Origin of the sequence: Chamaesiphon sp. GL140_3_metabinner_50, from assembly GCF_025361915.1 — a bacterium.
In the GTDB taxonomy this organism is placed as follows: Bacteria; Cyanobacteriota; Cyanobacteriia; order Cyanobacteriales; family Chamaesiphonaceae; genus Chamaesiphon.
In genome coordinates, this window is the sequence record NZ_JANYJC010000279.1 from 1 (window position 1) to 17,373 (window position 17,373).

Here is a 17,373-nt window from a genome sequence, read left to right on the forward strand (position 1 = left end):
GTTTTTGCGTATTGAGCGACAGTGCCGAATTCTTGTATAAATGTACCGATTTTTACGTTCCTGGCGATGAAGGGGGTTTGATTTGGAACGATCCACAATTAGGAATTCAGTGGCCGATCGACACACCAGTTTTATCGGTTAAGGATGCCGAATTACCCAAGCTTGCTGATGTGCTAGAGCTATTACCATCTGACTAGAATAAGTTCGGTTTAAACCGATTTCCAGCGGGAGATTAGCAAAAGATCTCAGCTATATCCGCGCAAAAATCTAATGTGAAGCGAATGCTGCTCCACATTAGATTTTAATTGGAGTGTAACGTGCCACGATTCTCATAGGAGCAACTGAGCCGACGCTTTAAAATCACCTAAAACCAGCGTTTGTCGTGCCGTCTGAAATTTTTGAAGATATCCATCCATCGCAGTCACACCATCAATGCCTTCGCCACGGTCTAGTTCGGCGATGCCAATAGCGATTTGTTGACGGGTTTCTTCGATCCATACTTGATGTTCGGTATCGAGGCGAGCGAGCAGTTGTAGGGCGATCTCCAGGACTTCTTCAGCGTTGGCGTAACGTCCGGTATCTAGGTGATTTTGAATGAGTTTTTCGTGTTCGGAGGTGATTGTCAGCATGAGTATGACGATCTAGGAAGATAGTTTTATTGTAACCGCTCAAACATAGCCACACCTAAAAACCTGTCAGCGATTGAAGGATAACGATCGATTCATTCAGAGAGATAGGCTGGGTGGTTCGATCGCATCTCCGACCGAGATCGATTCTCCCAGGAGAGGCCACGCCAACGAGATAGAATCGCCTGAAACCTAGTGTGACTGGTCTATTACCACCGGGCGAATAATTGCTCTAGGCTGGCATCCCAGGCGGGTAACTGTACGCCAAAGTCGGCTAATACCTTGCTGTTATCTAATACCGAGTAAGCTGGACGTTGGGCGGGGGTGGGATAATCGCTAGCGGGAATCGCTAAAATATTCTCGACGGCGAGGTGTCGATCGGGATAAGCTAACCGATATAGATTGACAATTTGACTGGCGAATCCGTGCCAACTGGTTTTACCCGCTGCGGAGAGGTTGTAGATGCCCCTGACTTCTCGCTCTGGATTGCATTGTGCTAAAATCTGGGCGGTAGCTTCGGCGATCGATCTACTCCAAGTCGGTGCGCCAACTTGATCGGCAACGATTTTGAGTTCGGCTCTTTCGGCGGCTAGTCGCAAAATCGTTAATAAGAAATTTTTACCGCGATTGCCATATACCCAAGTGGTTCGCAGGATTAGGTGCTGGCAATCTGCTTGCATAATCGCTCGTTCGCCAGCCAGTTTGCTGGCTCCATATACCCCTAGCGGTTGGGGCAGATCGGTTTCTAGATAGGGGCTAGTTTTTTGACCGTTGAAGACATATTCGGTAGAATAGTGGACGAGTAAAGCTTGAGATTCGCGTGCTAGTTCGGCGAGAATCCCCGGTGCGGTGGCATTAATCGCCTGACATAGTTCGGGTTCTTGTTCGGCTTTATCGACGGCTGTATAGGCGGCGGCGTTAACAATGAGATCGGGTTTGAGCTGACGAATTTTGGTAGCGATCGCATCAGGATCGGCTAAATCTAACTCTTGCGATCCCAGCACGGTAATATTGCCTAAAGTGGCTAAAGTCACCTGAAGTTCCCAAGCAATTTGTCCCTGTTTCCCAAGAATTAAAATTTCTCGCATATTTTACACAGTTATCATAATTTTTAGTCAATTTTCAACTATAACTATTCGCCAGATCGCGCCATTTTTCAGTATTTTTACTGGTTTCATCGACCGATCTGATGATGTTATATTTGGTCTAATTGATGATACCATTTTTCAAACTTCTATCTTAAATTAAACGCTCCAGTTTCCCAGGTTGTAGATCTAGATATTAGCAGTTGATTATTGAAATAACTCAATGATTTCGATAGTATACCTGCTAGATAGTACTTGGGAGCCAAGCGATTTTACATGGGTGAAGCCAGAATTGATGATGTCATTGGGGTGAGATTGGTTGATGATGTCGATCGATTGCTGAGAGGGTGTCTGAAAAATCTAGTTTGTTAGGCGTAAACCCTATAAATCCCCCCTAGCCCCCCTTGAAAAGGGGGGAACCGGATCCGGAAGTCCCCCTTGAAAAGGGGGATTTAGCGGCTCGCAGCCGGGAGGTTCCCTCCCGAATTATGCGAGACAAGACAGGGGGATTCAGATCTACGATTGAAGCCAATCAGACTTTTCAGACACCCTCTGATGTCAAATAATTAACAATTTAGATTGACTGCTCATCTATGAAGCAAAGCTTGTTAAAAAATGGTCTCTACAATACTGCTGCTGGCATCATTCGGATTGGATTAGCCTTGTTGACGATTCCGGTATTGATTCGGCTGTTGGGAGTCGAAGAATATGGGCTATGGACGCTGGCGATGACGGTAATTGTCATCGTTACCCTTGCTGAATCGGGTTTGTCGCTGGCGACGACTATGTTCGTGTCTCAAGATTTGGAACGCAACGATGTGGCGGGGTTATCGCAAACGCTGACAATTACGGGCGGCGCGATGCTGGTTTTATCGGTGTTAGCAGGTGCCTTTTTATGGGCATTCGCATCACAGATCGTTGGTGGGTTTGGTAAATTACAACCATTCCAACAAGTAATTGCGATCGAAGCACTCAAACTTGGCGCGATTGTCGTCTGGGCGCGATTGATCCAGCAGGTGCTAGTTGGTGTCGAGCAAGCGTGTCAGCGATACGATCTTACCAATGGCATTACCACTATTCAAGCCTTTGCCCTAAATATCGGCATGTTAATTGTCGTATTTACTGGCGGCAAAACGGTCGCCCTCATGAAATGGCAAATTTGTGTAGCTGTCGGCGGCTTGCTCTGTCACTGTTGGATTAACTGGTGGTTGCTCAAAAAATTCCCGCTGCATATTAATTGGAACCCTCAACGGGGAGTAGAGATATTTCGCTATAGCATGATGAGCTGGCTGACGGCGATGGGTGGGGTGTTATTTGCCCAAATGGATAAGGTAATTGTCGGATCTGCTTTAGGTACGACGGAATTAGGAATTTATGCTGCTATTACCAACGTTACCAATCAGATTAATGTGTTGTCGGCATTACCTGTACAGCCGATGATGCCCGCTCTGAGCGCGTTAGCCGCATCGGAAGAGTTCGATCGAGTACAGGTAGAAGATCGCGTCAAGCAGGCTTATTTAGTTAATAGTTTTTTTGCCTTGGGAATTGGCTGTGTATTGCTGACGGTGGCACCATTTTTACTCAAGCTGCTGTTAGGTAACGAGCCGAGCGCGACGGTGTTATTATCGTTTCGGATTGCTGTTTTAGCTTACGCGCTGTATTCGGTAAATGCAGTTGGGTTCTTTCTGTGTTTGGGTTTGAATGCCGCACGCACTTGTATGACAATTCAGGTGGCGGGGAGTATCTTGGCATTGGGGCTAATTTGGACGGGAACGGAGCGATTGGGGTTATTGGGTGCGATGTTGGGTAATTTAGGTTTTGCCGTTACCTGGCTGATGAATGTCTATGGGTGCAGGTTGCTGAAAATTCCTGGGCTTAAATGGTTGCAATGGTTGGGGGTGCCGTTAGTCGTGACGGTTACGATCTTTGGCGCAGGGATTATCGATGGCGATCCGATCGTTAAATTAGCCCTGATGAGCGGCTTATCGATCGGATTGCTAGGCTGGTACATTTTTCATCAATTTGCCACCCTCAAAGCCATCTACACAAAGCTTCAGTACAGTTTTTCCAATAAAGTAAATTAGAATTATGCTCAATTATCAAGCGATCGATCGCGGCACAAACAGCGCGGAATATCTCTCATTTGTCAATTCGCTCGATTCCAATCTGAAGATTGTCGAGATCGTGAGCATTTACAATCATCCTGCCGATCGGTTGCGAGACTGGATGGGGGTAAAATCGATCGTCTGTGCGAACGATCGCGGCGAGTTGTACGATATCGATTTTCGCTTGGCTTGGGGGAGTGAGATTTTCAGACAGCACTGCTACGATTACGGCTGGAATCAGTCTACGCTCTTATGTCCGATCGATCGCCGTCGCAAACCTCGCCACAAACTGATTGTTTATCTATGTACCCCCGCCGCTCATTTGGGTGCTAGTAGCAATCGAGCGGTACCTGCGGAATTTATCATCGGCAAATATTGGCAGAGCATCCATCATTACTATTTACCATTACCACTGACGCTACCATTCGAGCTACCGGAAATCGAGCGGCTAGACAATAGCACAGCTCTAGATCTAGACTTACCGACGATCGTCAGTACCAAACCAGGCATTCGCGAAGGCGGATTGCGAACTAAAGGCATCGAGCGGCGCGGTAGTGCTAATCGTCCGCTCATTTCGGTAATTACCGTCGTCTATAATGGTGCCAGTAATCTCGAACAAACCATCCAATCGGTTATCAATCAAGATTGCCAGAATTTTGAATACATTATTATCGATGGTGGTTCCACCGATGGGACGATCGAGATCGTTGAAAAATATGCCGATCGGATCGATTATTGGGTGAGCAGACGCGATGCAGGTTTATACGATGCCATGAATCGTGGGATCGATCTGGCTGCTGGCGAGTGGCTGAGTTTTATGAACTGTGGCGACTTTTTTGCCGATTGTCGATCGCTCAGTCGGGTACCGCTACAAGAAAATGTCGATTTTTACTACTCCGATACTATTTTGTATGATGGAATGGGAATAATAAAGTTACGCGTCTGCTCGAAGGAGAAACAAGACGTGATTCACCAATCGATTGTATATCACAAGCGTTTACACTCAAATTATCAATATTTAGTTCACGATAAGTTGAGCATCTCAGATTATTTCTTTTTCCGGAAGTATGATACCAAAAATTGGTGCAAACTCCCAGTACCGATCGCGATCTATAACACTGAAGGAATTTCAGTGACTAATTCCAAAGGTTTCGTTCAAAGACTATTTGTCGAATTTATGGCTGGAGATATTAATGAATTTCAAATGTCTCTGGCGATTATGGCAAAAGTGTTACGAACACCATTGCGTATTATAAGAGATCGACTGAAACAACGGCGGTAACTGTCATCTGTCAAATGATTTTAACCGAAATTGAGTTTGTGTGCGATTCTCCTTCAGAGAGGCTCCGCCAAAGCGATCGCTGACAAATAGAATATTAGTTGAGAACGTAAATATGCTACTTTAAGCGATCGGCACTCGCGCGAGTAGCAAGTGAAATTAATATATTTAAGGTTATAAATTATGTTACCGTCTCTAGATATTATTATTATTAATTGGAATTCATCGATCCAACTGCGTGAATGTTTAGAAGCAGTAGCTAGTGCCGATCGTCAAGAATTTAGATTAGATAAAGTAATTATCGTCGATAATGCTTCGACCGATCGATCTCTTGAAGGTTTAGAGCAAATCGGACTACCGATCGAGATTATTAGGAATGCTAAAAATAACGGGTTTGGAGCCGCCTGCAATCAAGGTGCGGCAATTAGTACCGCCGACTATTTGTTATTTCTCAATCCAGATACTAAAACTGCTCCCGATGCGATCGATCGCGCCATCAGTTTTATGGAAAAACCCGATCGCCAGCAAGTTGGTGTAGTCGGGATTCAACTAGTAGACAGTCGCGGCAAAATTCAACGCAGTTGCGCGCGCTTCCTGACTCCTAGCACGCTATGGTGCAGTATTTTGGGTATCGATAAGCTTTTTAAAAACAAGTCTACTAGCTACATGATGACGGAATGGGATCACAATAACACTCAGCCTGTCGATCATGTCATGGGAGCTTTTTACCTAATTAGGAGCGAGATTTTTCGCTCTTTAAATGGGTTCGACGAGAGCTTCTTTGTTTACTTTGAAGATCTCGACTTATCTTATCGCGTTAAAAAGTTAGGCTGGTTATCTTATTATCTGGCGGATGCTCGATCGTTCCACAAAGGCGGCGGTACCTCAGAGAATATCAAAGCCACTCGGCTGTTTTACTCGCTTCGCAGCCGGATTTTATATGGTTACAAGCATTTTAACCCAATTCAAGCCAATCTGATGATGCTGGCATCGCTGTCGATCGAGCCATTTACGCGGATCATCTTCGCATTGCTCAAGCTTTCTGGATCGCAAGTCAAAGAAACCATCTTCGGATACGCTCAATTATTTGCCAATCTTCCCGAAATCTACAAATCGAGCGGCTCCTGAGTTATTTAGGCGATCGCTATTTCTCACAGATCGAGTCCATAATCCAAATCCTTGCTGATGTTTCTCCCCATAGGTAAAAACTCATATAGCAGTCACTTATATCTTATTTTCTCGATATCAATGTGTCTGCTACCTTTCTCGACTGGAACTGGCTCTGGCTCATTTGTAATCAGCTTTGCATTTCCATTCTTAATTTTACTATCGCTATTTATTAGCGGTGTTTTTATTACGAGAAAAGAACGAGTTAATTATTCACAGGATCTCAAATTAACACTATTGTGTGGACTATTGCATGTATTTGCTATTTTTATCTCCTCTTTAATGAACGAGAATCTGGTACTATCATTTGCCAGATCGATATTTGATTTTGTTGGTTTTGCAATATTTTTATATATTACCTCAAACTCATCGATTAGTAAAGATGCAACTTTAGCTTACAACAAAATATCATCGCTGTTTATTTTGTCTGGGTTTCTGATGTCAGTTTACTTTATTATTAACTTTTTACTGGCAGTTCAACAAAATTCACTAGATAAAGTTTTACTAGAACGTGAAAATGGGGGGTTGATGTCGCTACCGTGGGGAGCTTCAAATACGATCGCTGCCTGTTTAATGATGCCTTTTTTCTCAGCTTTAGATCGATTATTTAATGCTCCAGCCCAAGCCCAAGCCGAGACTCAAATTCAAGCCCAAATTCTAGTTAAGAAAAAGAAAAAGAAATCCAACTGGATGCTAGTCATTATGGTGACGATCGTGATGGCGATTCTAATTACCCAATCGCGAAATGTCACGATTACTTTATTACTGAGTACGATCGTCATTGGTGGCTCGACTAAAAATGCAAAACAGACATCGATCTTTGTTGGATTATTAGCTGTTATTTTTCTATCTATCACTAGTTTTTACGGTCAAGATCTCGATACGATCTTTGATGCCAGAGTCGGCGATGGAGCCGCAGATATCGGCGGTTTTAATGGACGAACGACATTATGGGTAATATCGATCGATTACTTTTTTAATCATCCCCTCGAACCACTCGGCTACTTTGGTATGTTAGGCGAACTCGGACATACCGGGCACAATATTTTTCTAACTACATTAGTCGAGCAAGGTATCTTTGGGCTAGTTGCCTACATCTTATTTACAATTAACAATTTCACATTTTGCTTAAAAAAAATGGCGACTAAATCTCTGTCTTTTGTCACAAAAAGACGAATGGTGCTATATACCATTGCTAATTTTGCAATTCTGATTCAACTTCAATTTGAGGATTCTAACTTAACCGCTCAAAATATTGTATATCAGTGGGTATTCTTAGCACTAATGTATTTGAGTGCTTACTGCGATCCACCTGAAGAAGGATCGCCGATGCTGACAGAATCGCCCTAGAAAATGCTCACCTTTTACAATTATCCTTAATTATTAAATTATGCCTTACAAAATACTAGTTCTTACAAAATATGGCTCATTAGGTGGTAGTAGTAGGTATAGATTTTATCAATATCTGCCCTACCTAAAATCTCAAGATTTCGATCTGACGATCGCACCGCTATTAGATAATCAATATGTAACCAACATCAATAATGGACAGCGAAATTTTACTAACGTTTTGAGATCTTATTTTCAACGCCTGGTTAGATTAATGAGCAATCGCGACTACGATTTGCTCTGGATTGAGAAAGAACTCTTTCCATATATTCCTGAATGGCTAGAACATCGAATTATCGGCAACATTCCCTATGCAGTTGACTATGATGATGCCCAATTTCATATTTATGACTACTATGGGTCTAAGCTCACCAAAACATTGTTAGCATCCAAGATCGATCGGGTGATGGCTCATGCCAAATTGGTAATTGCTGGCAATAAATATATCGCCTCCAGAGCATATCAAGCAGGTGCCAAACATATCGAAATTATTCCGACTGTCATCGATTTAGATCGCTACTCGCTCAAAACCCCTAGCGATAGTAGGGCTTTGAATATTGGCTGGATCGGTTCTCCTGGCACTAGTAGTTACCTCAAATCGATTCAATCGGTGTTTGAAGAGGTCGATCGGCAACATGCTTGTACGTTTACACTCGTGGGTGCGGGGGCGTTAACACTCGGAAAGCTGGATCTGAATATTAAAAAGTGGCAAGAACACACGGAAGTCGAAGATATCAAAAGTTTTGATGTGGGAATTATGCCATTAGATAGCACTCCGTGGGAAGAGGGTAAATGCGGTATCAAACTCATTCAATATATGGCATGTGGGTTGCCTGTCGTCGGTACGCCCATCGGTGTCAATCAAGAAATTATCGCTCATGGTGTCAATGGTTTTCAGGCAAATAATCTTACTGAGTGGACGGATTATTTATCTAAATTTGCTAGCGACTCTCAATTATGTGCCGAGATGGGAGCCAAAGGTCGCGAGATGGTTGAATCTAAATATTGTCTGCAAGTTACCGCACCTAAAATGGCACAACTCCTGAGAGGGTGTATTTAGGATCTCTAGGATCGGATGTTGCTCCAGATTTAGCTAACAGCTCTTGCTCACTGCTTGACATTGCTGGATGGCTTTATCGACCGCTGGCGCGAGATCGAAGCCGAGGGGCTGTTTGGTTTGAATCTTCGTTTTGGCACGGATAATGGCTGCTGCGGCACCTGGGGGAGCTTTTTGCTGCCACCAATCGGCACTTTCACTATACAGCCATACATATCGATCGGTAGTACGGAGTGAGTGATAAACATTCTGCTCTAATAACCGCAGTCGATCGGCTGGCGTGAGAAAATGTTGGGTAGTCTTGCCAGAGCGGGGATCTTTTTCTAGACTGGGAAATCGATCGAGGACTAGATCGGAATAGACAGATTGACCGAGTTTAACATGTCGATCGTATTTCCGATTGTTATTGGCATCGACAAAGATCCGTGCCTTATTAAAGATCGAATCACGAACGGCATCGAACCACTCAGTGCGATAAAAATAATACGCCCATTCATGTCCGTCGATCATTACCGTACGGGGTTGCGCTGCATCGAGCATCCCATTAACAAAGGCTGGCCATAATCCATAGTCGTGGGTGGCAAGCTGTTGCTGTAACTTAGCCGCAGTAGTCGGCGTTGCCCACAAATCTTTGAGCCAACTTAACAGCCCGAATGTCAGTACTTGCGTCCCTGGCTGTCGTGTTTGCAAAGCCTGGATAAATTGGGCACCACGCTTGCGAACCTGTCTTTGGTACTGCGCGAAGGTTTTCTGCTGGCGGTGGGGCTGCTGCCGATATTTCCACGGGCTGGTTGTAGTATAAGGTTCCGAATCGAAAGCAATGCCCCGGAAGCGACCTATTTTGGCAGTTGTGGCAAAGTTTTGCATGTTTTGGGTAGCGGCTTCCCAGTCATTATTATCGAACCAATCCCAGCCATCATCCATTCCCGACCACATGACGACAAAGTTATCGGTAAATCGGGTAGATTTAGTTGCCGCCAAATCGCGACGATCTTGGGTAAATGCAGTATTCGGATAAGCTGTTTTTTTAAATACCTCTTTACCAGCATTGAGTTTGAGAATAATGCCATCGAATGGCTGTTGCTCCATCTCTTGAAGATGCTGGCGATAAAAGTTGGGATCTGGAGCATCCCAGCCGTACTCAATTAATTTTTTGGGGGTGCGGGGGTTCTCTGTGGCTGTAGTTTGTAGGTAGAATGTAAGTAAGAATGCCACGACTAGATAAATGACGATCGACCGACGAGCCATCCTCAATCGCGATCGCACCCAGACTGATAATTCACAGAACGATATCACCATTAGCTAAAAAAATCGGGTTGGAGCTGATGTGGCTAATCTTATCATTGCCCTCTGCCAGTTAAGATTTCGCTAACTGTTATACACCTGGAACATCGATCGGGTCACCCACCCATCAGCACTATTGACTATCCACAATCCACACTTCTCCTTACGGAGCGACTGAAATAACGCGGAGGTGCCCTCTCGCCAGAGTGTTTCAGTCAAGACAACGCCAGCAGTGCAAGCTATCCACTATCCACTATTCGACAAGTATCGTTGGCGTAGCCGCTCGGAACGAGAATCGATATTGCTTTGGTAGCTAAACTAGTGATGTAATTTAACTATCTTTGCCGAGCATGATATGATATGCTCTATCTGAATTTTAAAGTTAAAGATCGAATTACCGAATCTTAATCTAGTTTAATTCTAGCTAATTGATATAAATTTCTATTGGTTTTAAAGCCTCGATCTAGTCCTAAAAATCTTCACAAAATTGCGATTTAGCTTTTGAACGATCGAAAAGCTTGCAAAACTTTTTCCAGCATGGGTTGTAGCCCGTAATAAATTTAATTTTAGACCGCAGTCGATCGTTTTAGCGACTACCGATAAAATTACGTCTTTTGACTGATGCTTTATCTATAGTCTATCGATCGAGAGGAATGTTCTCGCAGATAAATTTGGCGATCTAATGCCAAAAGTCAATCCCAGACAGTTATAGCGGTCAACGCACCGATTTGCGACGGCTAGCAGTTTAGAAAAGTTCCTCGCGAACTAGATCGATCGAAACCCTACGCCATTTGCAGCAAACTTAATTGAGATAATTAGCCGATTCACCCCAGCGATCTAGTCAGCTAGGATTGAAGAGAACTGGTGTAACGATAGACCAAAATAGTATTTAATTTCAAGCAAAGCAAATTATCTACCTCTCTAGGTCGATCGCTCTATTTCTAAATATAGATATAATACTTTTACTAAGAGATACTGTATTTTAGCGATTTAGTGGTGATGAGTATCAAAAAAACTGGCAGTTCCACTAATATTCATAACCTAAGTAGATTGATGTTTTCATACTTATTACCGGAAATTAAGCTGTCGCTGGAGTTTTCCGAGCGCAAATTTCTACTTTGTATCGCTGACATACTCCTAATTGCCAGTGGAATTGTTGGTTCGCTATGGTATTGGACTCATAAAAGCGGGCGCACCCTGAGCCTAGAGTTAGTCGGTTATCACTCGGTCTGGATTGCCACAATGGGGATCGGCTGGTTAATTTGGATGTTTATCAGCGATTTATACGATCTCCGCATTGCCGTAAAAGTCAAACGGACGATTCGACAAATTATTTGGGGTGGGGTGGGCATCGGCGCGATTTACCTCATCTATTACTTTGTAACGGCACCAGCTTCCGTCAATACCGAAGACGCTGTTGCACTGAGATTTGCGCCTGCATTGGCGATCGGGGTTACTACCATTCTATTGTTAGCATGGCGGTTGATGTATGCCGTAGTACTCGGTGTCGGTCACGCTCGTCAGCGAGTGCTGATTATTGGGGCAGGAGTCACGGGCAAAATTTTGGCAGAGTCGTTCAAGCAGTATCCACAATATCAGCCGATCGGTTTTATCGACGACGATCGCAAATTGCATGGTAAAGTCTGTCAGAATATTCCGATTTTAGGCGATCGCCAGACCTTGGTAGCAGACATCGAGCGGTACAATGTCGATGAGATCGTACTCGCCATCAGCAATCCGATCGATGAAGACTTACTCCAAATGCTCACTAGCTTTCACGAGCGGGGCATTGGGGTCACACCGATGCCCGTACTGTACGAGCAAATGACTGGTAAAGTTGCTGTCGAACACATTGGCAGTCAATGGTACTCAGCTCTACCCCTCAATAAAAACCCCTTCGATACATTCAATCGGATTGGCAAAAGAATTCTCGATTTGATTTGCGGCATAATTATCGGATCGATCTTTGCAGTAGTATTCCCCTTTGTCGCGCTGGCAATTAAGTTAGATAGTCCTGGGGCGATTTTTTATAAGCAAGAACGCGTCGGACAGTACGGATCTAAATTTACTGTCTATAAGTTTCGATCGATGGTGCAAAATGCCGAACGCAATGGTAAGGCACAATGGGCGGTTAAAGGCGACGCACGGATTACCAAAGTTGGCAACTTCATTCGCAAAACCCGCTTAGACGAGCTGCCTCAAGTCCTCAACGTCCTCCGTGGCGAAATGAGTATGGTCGGCCCTCGCCCCGAACGCTATCAATTTATCAAAGAATTACAGCAGCAAATTCCCTTCTACCGGACGCGATTGGCTGCCAAACCCGGCTTGACTGGCTGGGCGCAAATTAATTACGGTTACGGCAGTACGGTTGAAGACGCATCGATTAAGCTTCAGTACGACCTATATTATCTCAAGCATTGGTCGCCGTGGTTGGATCTCAAAATCTTACTCCGGACATTCTCGGTAGTTCTAAAAATGCAAGGACAATAAATCGAGTTTTAATAGCAGTTGCCATGTCGGTTAGGACACAAAACCGACTTTTCTAAAAAGTCGGGTTTGTAGTGTAGCAACCTAGTTTTACAGTCCGCACGACTAGCCGCTAAGATTTACTGACTTGCCATCTCCATCAAAATAGCTTGAGTACTTTCAGCCGCAGTGCCAAATTGGGGGCGACGTTGTTGATAACTACCATCGGGCTGCATATCCCAAGCTTGACGGTTATCTGCTAACATAATACCCAAAATCTCTTGAAGATCTTTAGAAATGTCTGGATCTTCGATCGGAGTAATTACTTCTACCCGGCGGTCGAGATTTCTCGTCATCCAATCGGCACTACCAATGAAGACTCTCGGCTCATCGCCATTTTGGAAATAATAGATCCGGGAATGTTCGAGAAAACGACCGATAATACTAATGACGCGAATATTATCACTCACGCCTGGTACCCCCGGACGCAGACAACACATCCCGCGAATAATCAAATCGATCGATACGCCAGCTTGAGATGCCCGATAGAGATTGGTAATGATTTTCGTATCGACTAGAGCATTCATTTTAACTACGATCCGCCCAGTTTTACCAGCTCGACAGTGGTCGATTTCTTGTTGGATTAGTCGATCGAATAATTCTCGTGAATTTACAGGCGAAACTAGTAATTTGCGATACGATTTCTGTTGAGAATAACCAGTCAGATAATTAAATAAATCAGTCAGATCTGCACCAAGTTCGGGGCGACAGCTAAACAAGCCGACATCTGTATATAAGCTGGACGTTTTTGCATTATAGTTACCCGTCCCGATATGTACGTACCGCCGAATCTTTTCGCCTTCGCGCCGCACGACTAGTACCACTTTGGTATGCGTTTTTAAGCCGACTAATCCATAGACAACATGCACGCCAGCTTGTTCTAGCTTACGTGCTAAATTAATGTTATTTTGCTCGTCAAACCTGGCTTTGAGTTCGATTAATACCGAAACTTGCTTGCCATTTTCCGCAGCTTTAATCAGAGCCTTGAGAATATGTGAATCTCCGGTGGTTCGATAAAGCGTCATTTTAATGGCTAATACTTTAGAATCATTTGCCGCACAAGTAATAAACCGTTCTACTGTCTCCGAAAATGACTGATAGGGGTGATGAACTAAAAAATCTTTCTCGGCAATTAGTTTGAAAAAATTACCGCTATCTTCGGTTACTTTAAACCGACGTAAGTAAGCTGGCAAGATGGCATTCCACGGCGGATCTTTTAATTCAGGAATCGGTAGGGATAAAAAAGACATCAGATGTCCCAAACCTAGCATCCCATTAACTTCATAGATATTTTGACTGGTGACTTCTAGTTCTTCTTGCAACATCTGGCGAATGTGTTGCGGCATGGCAGCATCTACTTCAATTCGCACCACAGAGCCACCTTTACGCCGCTTCCGCAAGCTATGTTCGATCGCCAGGAGTAAATCGTCAGCTTCATCTTCAGCGACGCTAATATCGGCATTTCGCGTGACTCTGAAGGTATAACAATCTTGAATATTCATCCCCGGAAATAGGGATTCTAAATTGTGCGCGATCAGTTGTTCGATCGGAATACCCGTCCACATTTGCGATTCGGTAGCAGCGGTTTCGCGCACAAATTGAAGTGGATTGGAGCGATCGATCGCTTTAATTTCTACAGGTAATTCGATAAAGCGGGGTAAAACTTGCGGCACTTTAACTCTGGCAAATAATTCTTCGCCAGTAGTCGGATGTTTGATGACAACTGCCAGGTTTAAACTCAGGTTAGATATATAGGGAAATGGATGCCCCGGATCGACGGCTAGTGGTGTGAGGACTGGGAAAATTTGCTCTTCAAAATAGCTTTGTAAATAGCTACATTGCTCTTGATGGAGATCGAAATAATCTAATAAATAAATGCCCTGCTGGAGCATTGCCGGACGCAGCACTGTTTCAAAATGCTGATGTTGTTTAGTAATAAGCTGCTGAACGCGATCGCTAGTTACTGCTAATTGTTCGGTAGGCGTTCGGCCATCTGACATTAGTTTGCTGACTTTTGCATCGATTTGTTGTTCGATCGCCGCAATTCTGACCATGAAAAATTCATCGAGATTCGAGCTAAAAATCCCCATGAATTTCAGTCGTTCGATTAGAGGTGTGCGCTCATCCATTGCTTCATGCAAAACTCGTGCATTGAATTCCAGCCAGGTGAGTTCTCGACTGAGATAATATTGCGGATCTTCTAAGTCGATATCCGAGCGATCTGTTATCGGTAATTTGGAAGAAGTCATGGTGTAAAGCTCCCGGCTGAAATTTCAATTTTTAAGCTGAATTGTAAAGATTGTGCGACTCTATTAGTACAAATCTTCTAAAAGATCTTGACAAAGAATTTAACTTGCGGTACAATAGTACTATTCTAGTAACTCAACCGCTCGATCTTAACCCAGTCATAACTAAATAGTACATCTGAGTTAATTCGTTAGCGCAGCCTCTTGTTAGCAGAGGCAAATATTTGGGCACACTTAATAAGCGATCTAGACCATCCCAATGTCTGCAATCCAGACGGGTAATTTTCATGCGTTGTTATTCTTGAGGCAGATAAATTATGGCAATAGTAAAAGATAGTAAGACCCAAATTCTAACAGAATTAGACCGGATTTTGGCAGAGCAATCGCGACCGGGTTCTAAAGTCGCCACCAAACAAGAAGAAGCACAACTAGTCAAAAATAAAGAAATAGTTGCCAAAGCTGCGACATATACCGATGACACGATCGTCAAAGGCATGGCAGACTTACAACTAGAGTTTGGGAGTATTATAAATGGACTCTCCGAGCGGCTGACAGTAGAAGTCGAAAAACTCGCCGAAGTCAAACAATCGATCGAAATTGAAACCCAACATCGATCGGAACTCCAGCAAATTAGAATTGTTGCCGATGCTTTACATATTGTCACCCAAGAGCATCAACAAAGTTTAAAAGCGATCGAGCAAAAACTCGCAACCGATCGAGAAAACTTAGAAAAAGAACAAACCAGCCTCCGCAAACAGTGGGAGCAAAACAATCGCGATTATACAGAGCAACAGACAGAATCTGCCACAATTGTTACTAAAGAACGTCAGAAAGAGCAAGACGAAGTACAATATAAAGTTCTGCGCGATCGGCAGTTGCAAACTGATGGCTATACCGAGAAAAACCGCAACCAAGAGCAAGATCTTCAGTCTCAAGATCGCGACAAGCAAAAGCAATGGAAAGAACGCGAGAAATTCTTGAAAGACAACCAGAAGCTAGCTGATGAGAACACCGCTAAAGTTGTGGCATTCCCAGCAGAGCTAGAAGAAGCAGTCAAAAAAGCTAGAGAAGAGGCAATTAAAGAAACTAGCAATGATGCCAAAGTTAAAGCAAATTTGGCTAAGAAAGAGTGGGAAGGTAACAAACAAGGCTACGAATTAAAAGTTCAATCATTAGAACGAGTTATCGAACGTCAGAACGAACAAATTATCGCTATTACCGAACAGCTCCAAACAGTAATGACTCAAGCTCAATCATTAGCAATGAAGGCATTTGAAACTTCAGCTAGAATTAGCGAGAAAAATTAATTAATGAGTTGGGAGATGGGAGATAGGAGTGGAAAGTTGAAAGTTGACACTTCTCCTTACGGAGACGCTACGCTACGGCTTCGCTCAGTGCAAGAAGTTGAAAGCGAAATAACCAAACTTCTTACTTCTTACTTCTTACTTCTTACTCCCATCTCCCATCTCCCATCTCCAAACTCCCATCCCCAAAAAATTCATGGCAACAAAACCAACCGATAAAAACACTAAAGCAGAAATTCTTACTGCTTACAGTCAACTCGCTGACGAGAAAAAGGCTCTCGAAGCCGAAGTGAAAAATGCCCAAAAAGCCGCTGCTGCGACTCCCGCGCCACCTGCACCCACTGTCAAAGTAGTTAAAGACGAACCAAAAGCCATTATGAACGCAGGATCGATCCAGGATAAGATAATCAACACGATCGCTAGTTTAGATAGCCTCCAGCTCGGTTTTGGTGCCGCAGTGAGCGAATTATCGGAACGGCTGACGACAGAAGCTGCCAAATTAGCCGATATTCGGGAAGGTGTAACTGCCGAAATTACCGACTTGCAGACATTACACACTCTGACAGTCGATGAAGATACTTTCGAGCAACTAATCGAGAGTTATGAGACTAATTCTAAAACCTTTGGTGAAGAATTAACCCAGCAACAAGAAGCCGCCATCCAAACAGTTCGAGATCTCGCTAAAGCGTGGAGCAAAGAGCAAGAAGTTAATGGTATTACTGTTAAAGAACGCATCGAACTCGATCGCAAAAATACCCAGCGCGAAGTTCAAGAATATAAGTATAATCTCGATCTGCAAAGAAAGCTCGATCGCGAACAATACGAACAGCAACAAGCAGCCTTATATTACGAACTAGCAGAAACTAAAGAAACCCAAGAAAAAACTTGGGCAGAACGCGAACTAGCTCTAGCAGATCGGGAAAAACTGTTCCACGAAGCTAAAGATAAAGTCGCCGCTTTCGTTCAAGATAAAGAAAAAGCAATCGAGAAAGCAAAAGGAGAAGGTAAAGGTATTGCTACTTACCAAGCAAAAATTGAATCCGATCTTTATGCTAAAGAAGTAGAAGGACAAAAACGTTTCTATGAAAGCAATATCGAATCTTTGCAATCGAATATTACTAACCAAGAAGAACGATTGAATAGTCTCTCTAACCAATTAGCCGCAGCTCTAAAACAAGTTCAAGATCTGGCTGTCAAAGCGATCGAAGGTTCGGCAAATGCTAACTCTTATCAAACTCTCAAAGAGATTACTTTAGAGCAAGCCAAATCGCAAGCTAAGACTAAGTAACGTGATTTCGGGTTAAG

The 17,373-nt window shown here is 43.6% G+C and carries 13 protein-coding genes; 9 read left to right on the plus strand and 4 right to left on the minus strand.

What is annotated here, in order from left to right; genetic code table 11:
* Positions 1-197, plus strand: a 197-nt coding sequence (locus Q0R35_RS13670) for a dTDP-4-dehydrorhamnose 3,5-epimerase family protein (RefSeq protein WP_295619162.1), incomplete at its 5' end; no start/stop codon positions are given.
* A 132-nt stretch (positions 198-329) separates the two neighbouring features.
* Here Q0R35_RS13670 and Q0R35_RS13675 read toward each other — a convergent pair.
* Positions 330-629 carry a type II toxin-antitoxin system ParD family antitoxin gene (locus Q0R35_RS13675; RefSeq protein WP_295619165.1) on the minus strand — a complete coding sequence of 100 codons (300 nt, stop codon included), beginning with the start codon at positions 627-629 and terminating at the stop codon, positions 330-332.
* A gap of 206 nt (positions 630-835) precedes the next feature.
* Positions 836-1,714 carry a dTDP-4-dehydrorhamnose reductase gene (gene rfbD, locus Q0R35_RS13680; protein ID WP_295619168.1) on the minus strand — a complete coding sequence of 293 codons (879 nt, stop codon included), beginning with the start codon at positions 1,712-1,714 and terminating at the stop codon, positions 836-838.
* A 590-nt stretch (positions 1,715-2,304) separates the two neighbouring features.
* On the opposite strand from rfbD, the gene Q0R35_RS13685 reads away from it, so the two are divergent.
* From Q0R35_RS13685 to Q0R35_RS13705, 5 genes are all read left to right on the plus strand, one after another.
* The gene (locus tag Q0R35_RS13685; protein ID WP_295619171.1) at positions 2,305-3,795 is read left to right on the plus strand and encodes an oligosaccharide flippase family protein; all 1,491 of its coding nucleotides are present in this window, start codon (positions 2,305-2,307) and stop codon (positions 3,793-3,795) included.
* A 4-nt stretch (positions 3,796-3,799) separates the two neighbouring features.
* Positions 3,800-5,098 carry a glycosyltransferase family 2 protein gene (locus Q0R35_RS13690; RefSeq protein WP_295619174.1) on the plus strand — a complete coding sequence of 433 codons (1,299 nt, stop codon included), beginning with the start codon at positions 3,800-3,802 and terminating at the stop codon, positions 5,096-5,098.
* 180 nt (positions 5,099-5,278) lie between these two features.
* Positions 5,279-6,223: a glycosyltransferase family 2 protein gene (locus tag Q0R35_RS13695; protein ID WP_295619178.1), complete on the plus strand. Its 945-nt coding sequence runs from the start codon at positions 5,279-5,281 to the stop codon at positions 6,221-6,223.
* Between the two features lie 321 nt (positions 6,224-6,544).
* Complete coding sequence (locus Q0R35_RS13700) at positions 6,545-7,612, plus strand: O-antigen ligase (RefSeq protein ID WP_295619181.1); 1,068 nt, start codon at positions 6,545-6,547, stop codon at positions 7,610-7,612.
* A gap of 40 nt (positions 7,613-7,652) precedes the next feature.
* Positions 7,653-8,711, plus strand: a complete 1,059-nt coding sequence (locus Q0R35_RS13705; RefSeq protein ID WP_295619184.1) for a glycosyltransferase family 4 protein — start codon at positions 7,653-7,655, stop codon at positions 8,709-8,711.
* Between the two features lie 33 nt (positions 8,712-8,744).
* Here the strand turns inward: Q0R35_RS13705 and Q0R35_RS13710 are convergent, their stop codons facing one another.
* Entirely contained in the window at positions 8,745-9,956 is a 1,212-nt protein-coding gene (locus Q0R35_RS13710; RefSeq protein ID WP_295619189.1) for a hypothetical protein, read from the minus strand.
* Between the two features lie 1,035 nt (positions 9,957-10,991).
* Here Q0R35_RS13710 and Q0R35_RS13715 point away from each other — a divergent pair.
* Positions 10,992-12,482, plus strand: coding sequence for a sugar transferase (locus Q0R35_RS13715; RefSeq protein ID WP_295619192.1), 1,491 nt, complete (start codon positions 10,992-10,994; stop codon positions 12,480-12,482).
* 116 nt (positions 12,483-12,598) lie between these two features.
* On the opposite strand, the gene ppk1 is transcribed toward Q0R35_RS13715, so the two are convergent.
* Positions 12,599-14,767: a polyphosphate kinase 1 gene (gene ppk1, locus Q0R35_RS13720; RefSeq protein WP_295619195.1), complete on the minus strand. Its 2,169-nt coding sequence runs from the start codon at positions 14,765-14,767 to the stop codon at positions 12,599-12,601.
* 314 nt (positions 14,768-15,081) lie between these two features.
* On the opposite strand from ppk1, the gene Q0R35_RS13725 reads away from it, so the two are divergent.
* Complete coding sequence (locus tag Q0R35_RS13725) at positions 15,082-16,071, plus strand: hypothetical protein (protein WP_295619198.1); 990 nt, start codon at positions 15,082-15,084, stop codon at positions 16,069-16,071.
* Positions 16,072-16,264: 193 nt separating this feature from the next.
* Positions 16,265-17,356: a hypothetical protein gene (locus tag Q0R35_RS13730; RefSeq protein ID WP_295619201.1), complete on the plus strand. Its 1,092-nt coding sequence runs from the start codon at positions 16,265-16,267 to the stop codon at positions 17,354-17,356.
* Positions 17,357-17,373 lie beyond the last annotated feature (17 nt).

Coding starts and splice junctions, on each gene's coding strand:
- Q0R35_RS13730 (WP_295619201.1), top strand. CDS start 16,265: ATGGCAACAAAACCAACCGATAAAAACACTAAAGCAGAAATTCTTACT.
- Q0R35_RS13705 (WP_295619184.1), top strand. CDS start 7,653: ATGCCTTACAAAATACTAGTTCTTACAAAATATGGCTCATTAGGTGGT.
- Q0R35_RS13695 (WP_295619178.1), top strand. CDS start 5,279: ATGTTACCGTCTCTAGATATTATTATTATTAATTGGAATTCATCGATC.
- Q0R35_RS13675 (WP_295619165.1), bottom strand. CDS start 629: ATGCTGACAATCACCTCCGAACACGAAAAACTCATTCAAAATCACCTA.
- Q0R35_RS13715 (WP_295619192.1), top strand. CDS start 10,992: ATGAGTATCAAAAAAACTGGCAGTTCCACTAATATTCATAACCTAAGT.
- Q0R35_RS13685 (WP_295619171.1), top strand. CDS start 2,305: ATGAAGCAAAGCTTGTTAAAAAATGGTCTCTACAATACTGCTGCTGGC.
- Q0R35_RS13700 (WP_295619181.1), top strand. CDS start 6,545: ATGAACGAGAATCTGGTACTATCATTTGCCAGATCGATATTTGATTTT.
- Q0R35_RS13690 (WP_295619174.1), top strand. CDS start 3,800: ATGCTCAATTATCAAGCGATCGATCGCGGCACAAACAGCGCGGAATAT.
- Q0R35_RS13710 (WP_295619189.1), bottom strand. CDS start 9,956: ATGGCTCGTCGGTCGATCGTCATTTATCTAGTCGTGGCATTCTTACTT.
- Q0R35_RS13725 (WP_295619198.1), top strand. CDS start 15,082: ATGGCAATAGTAAAAGATAGTAAGACCCAAATTCTAACAGAATTAGAC.
- rfbD (WP_295619168.1), bottom strand. CDS start 1,714: ATGCGAGAAATTTTAATTCTTGGGAAACAGGGACAAATTGCTTGGGAA.
- ppk1 (WP_295619195.1), bottom strand. CDS start 14,767: ATGACTTCTTCCAAATTACCGATAACAGATCGCTCGGATATCGACTTA.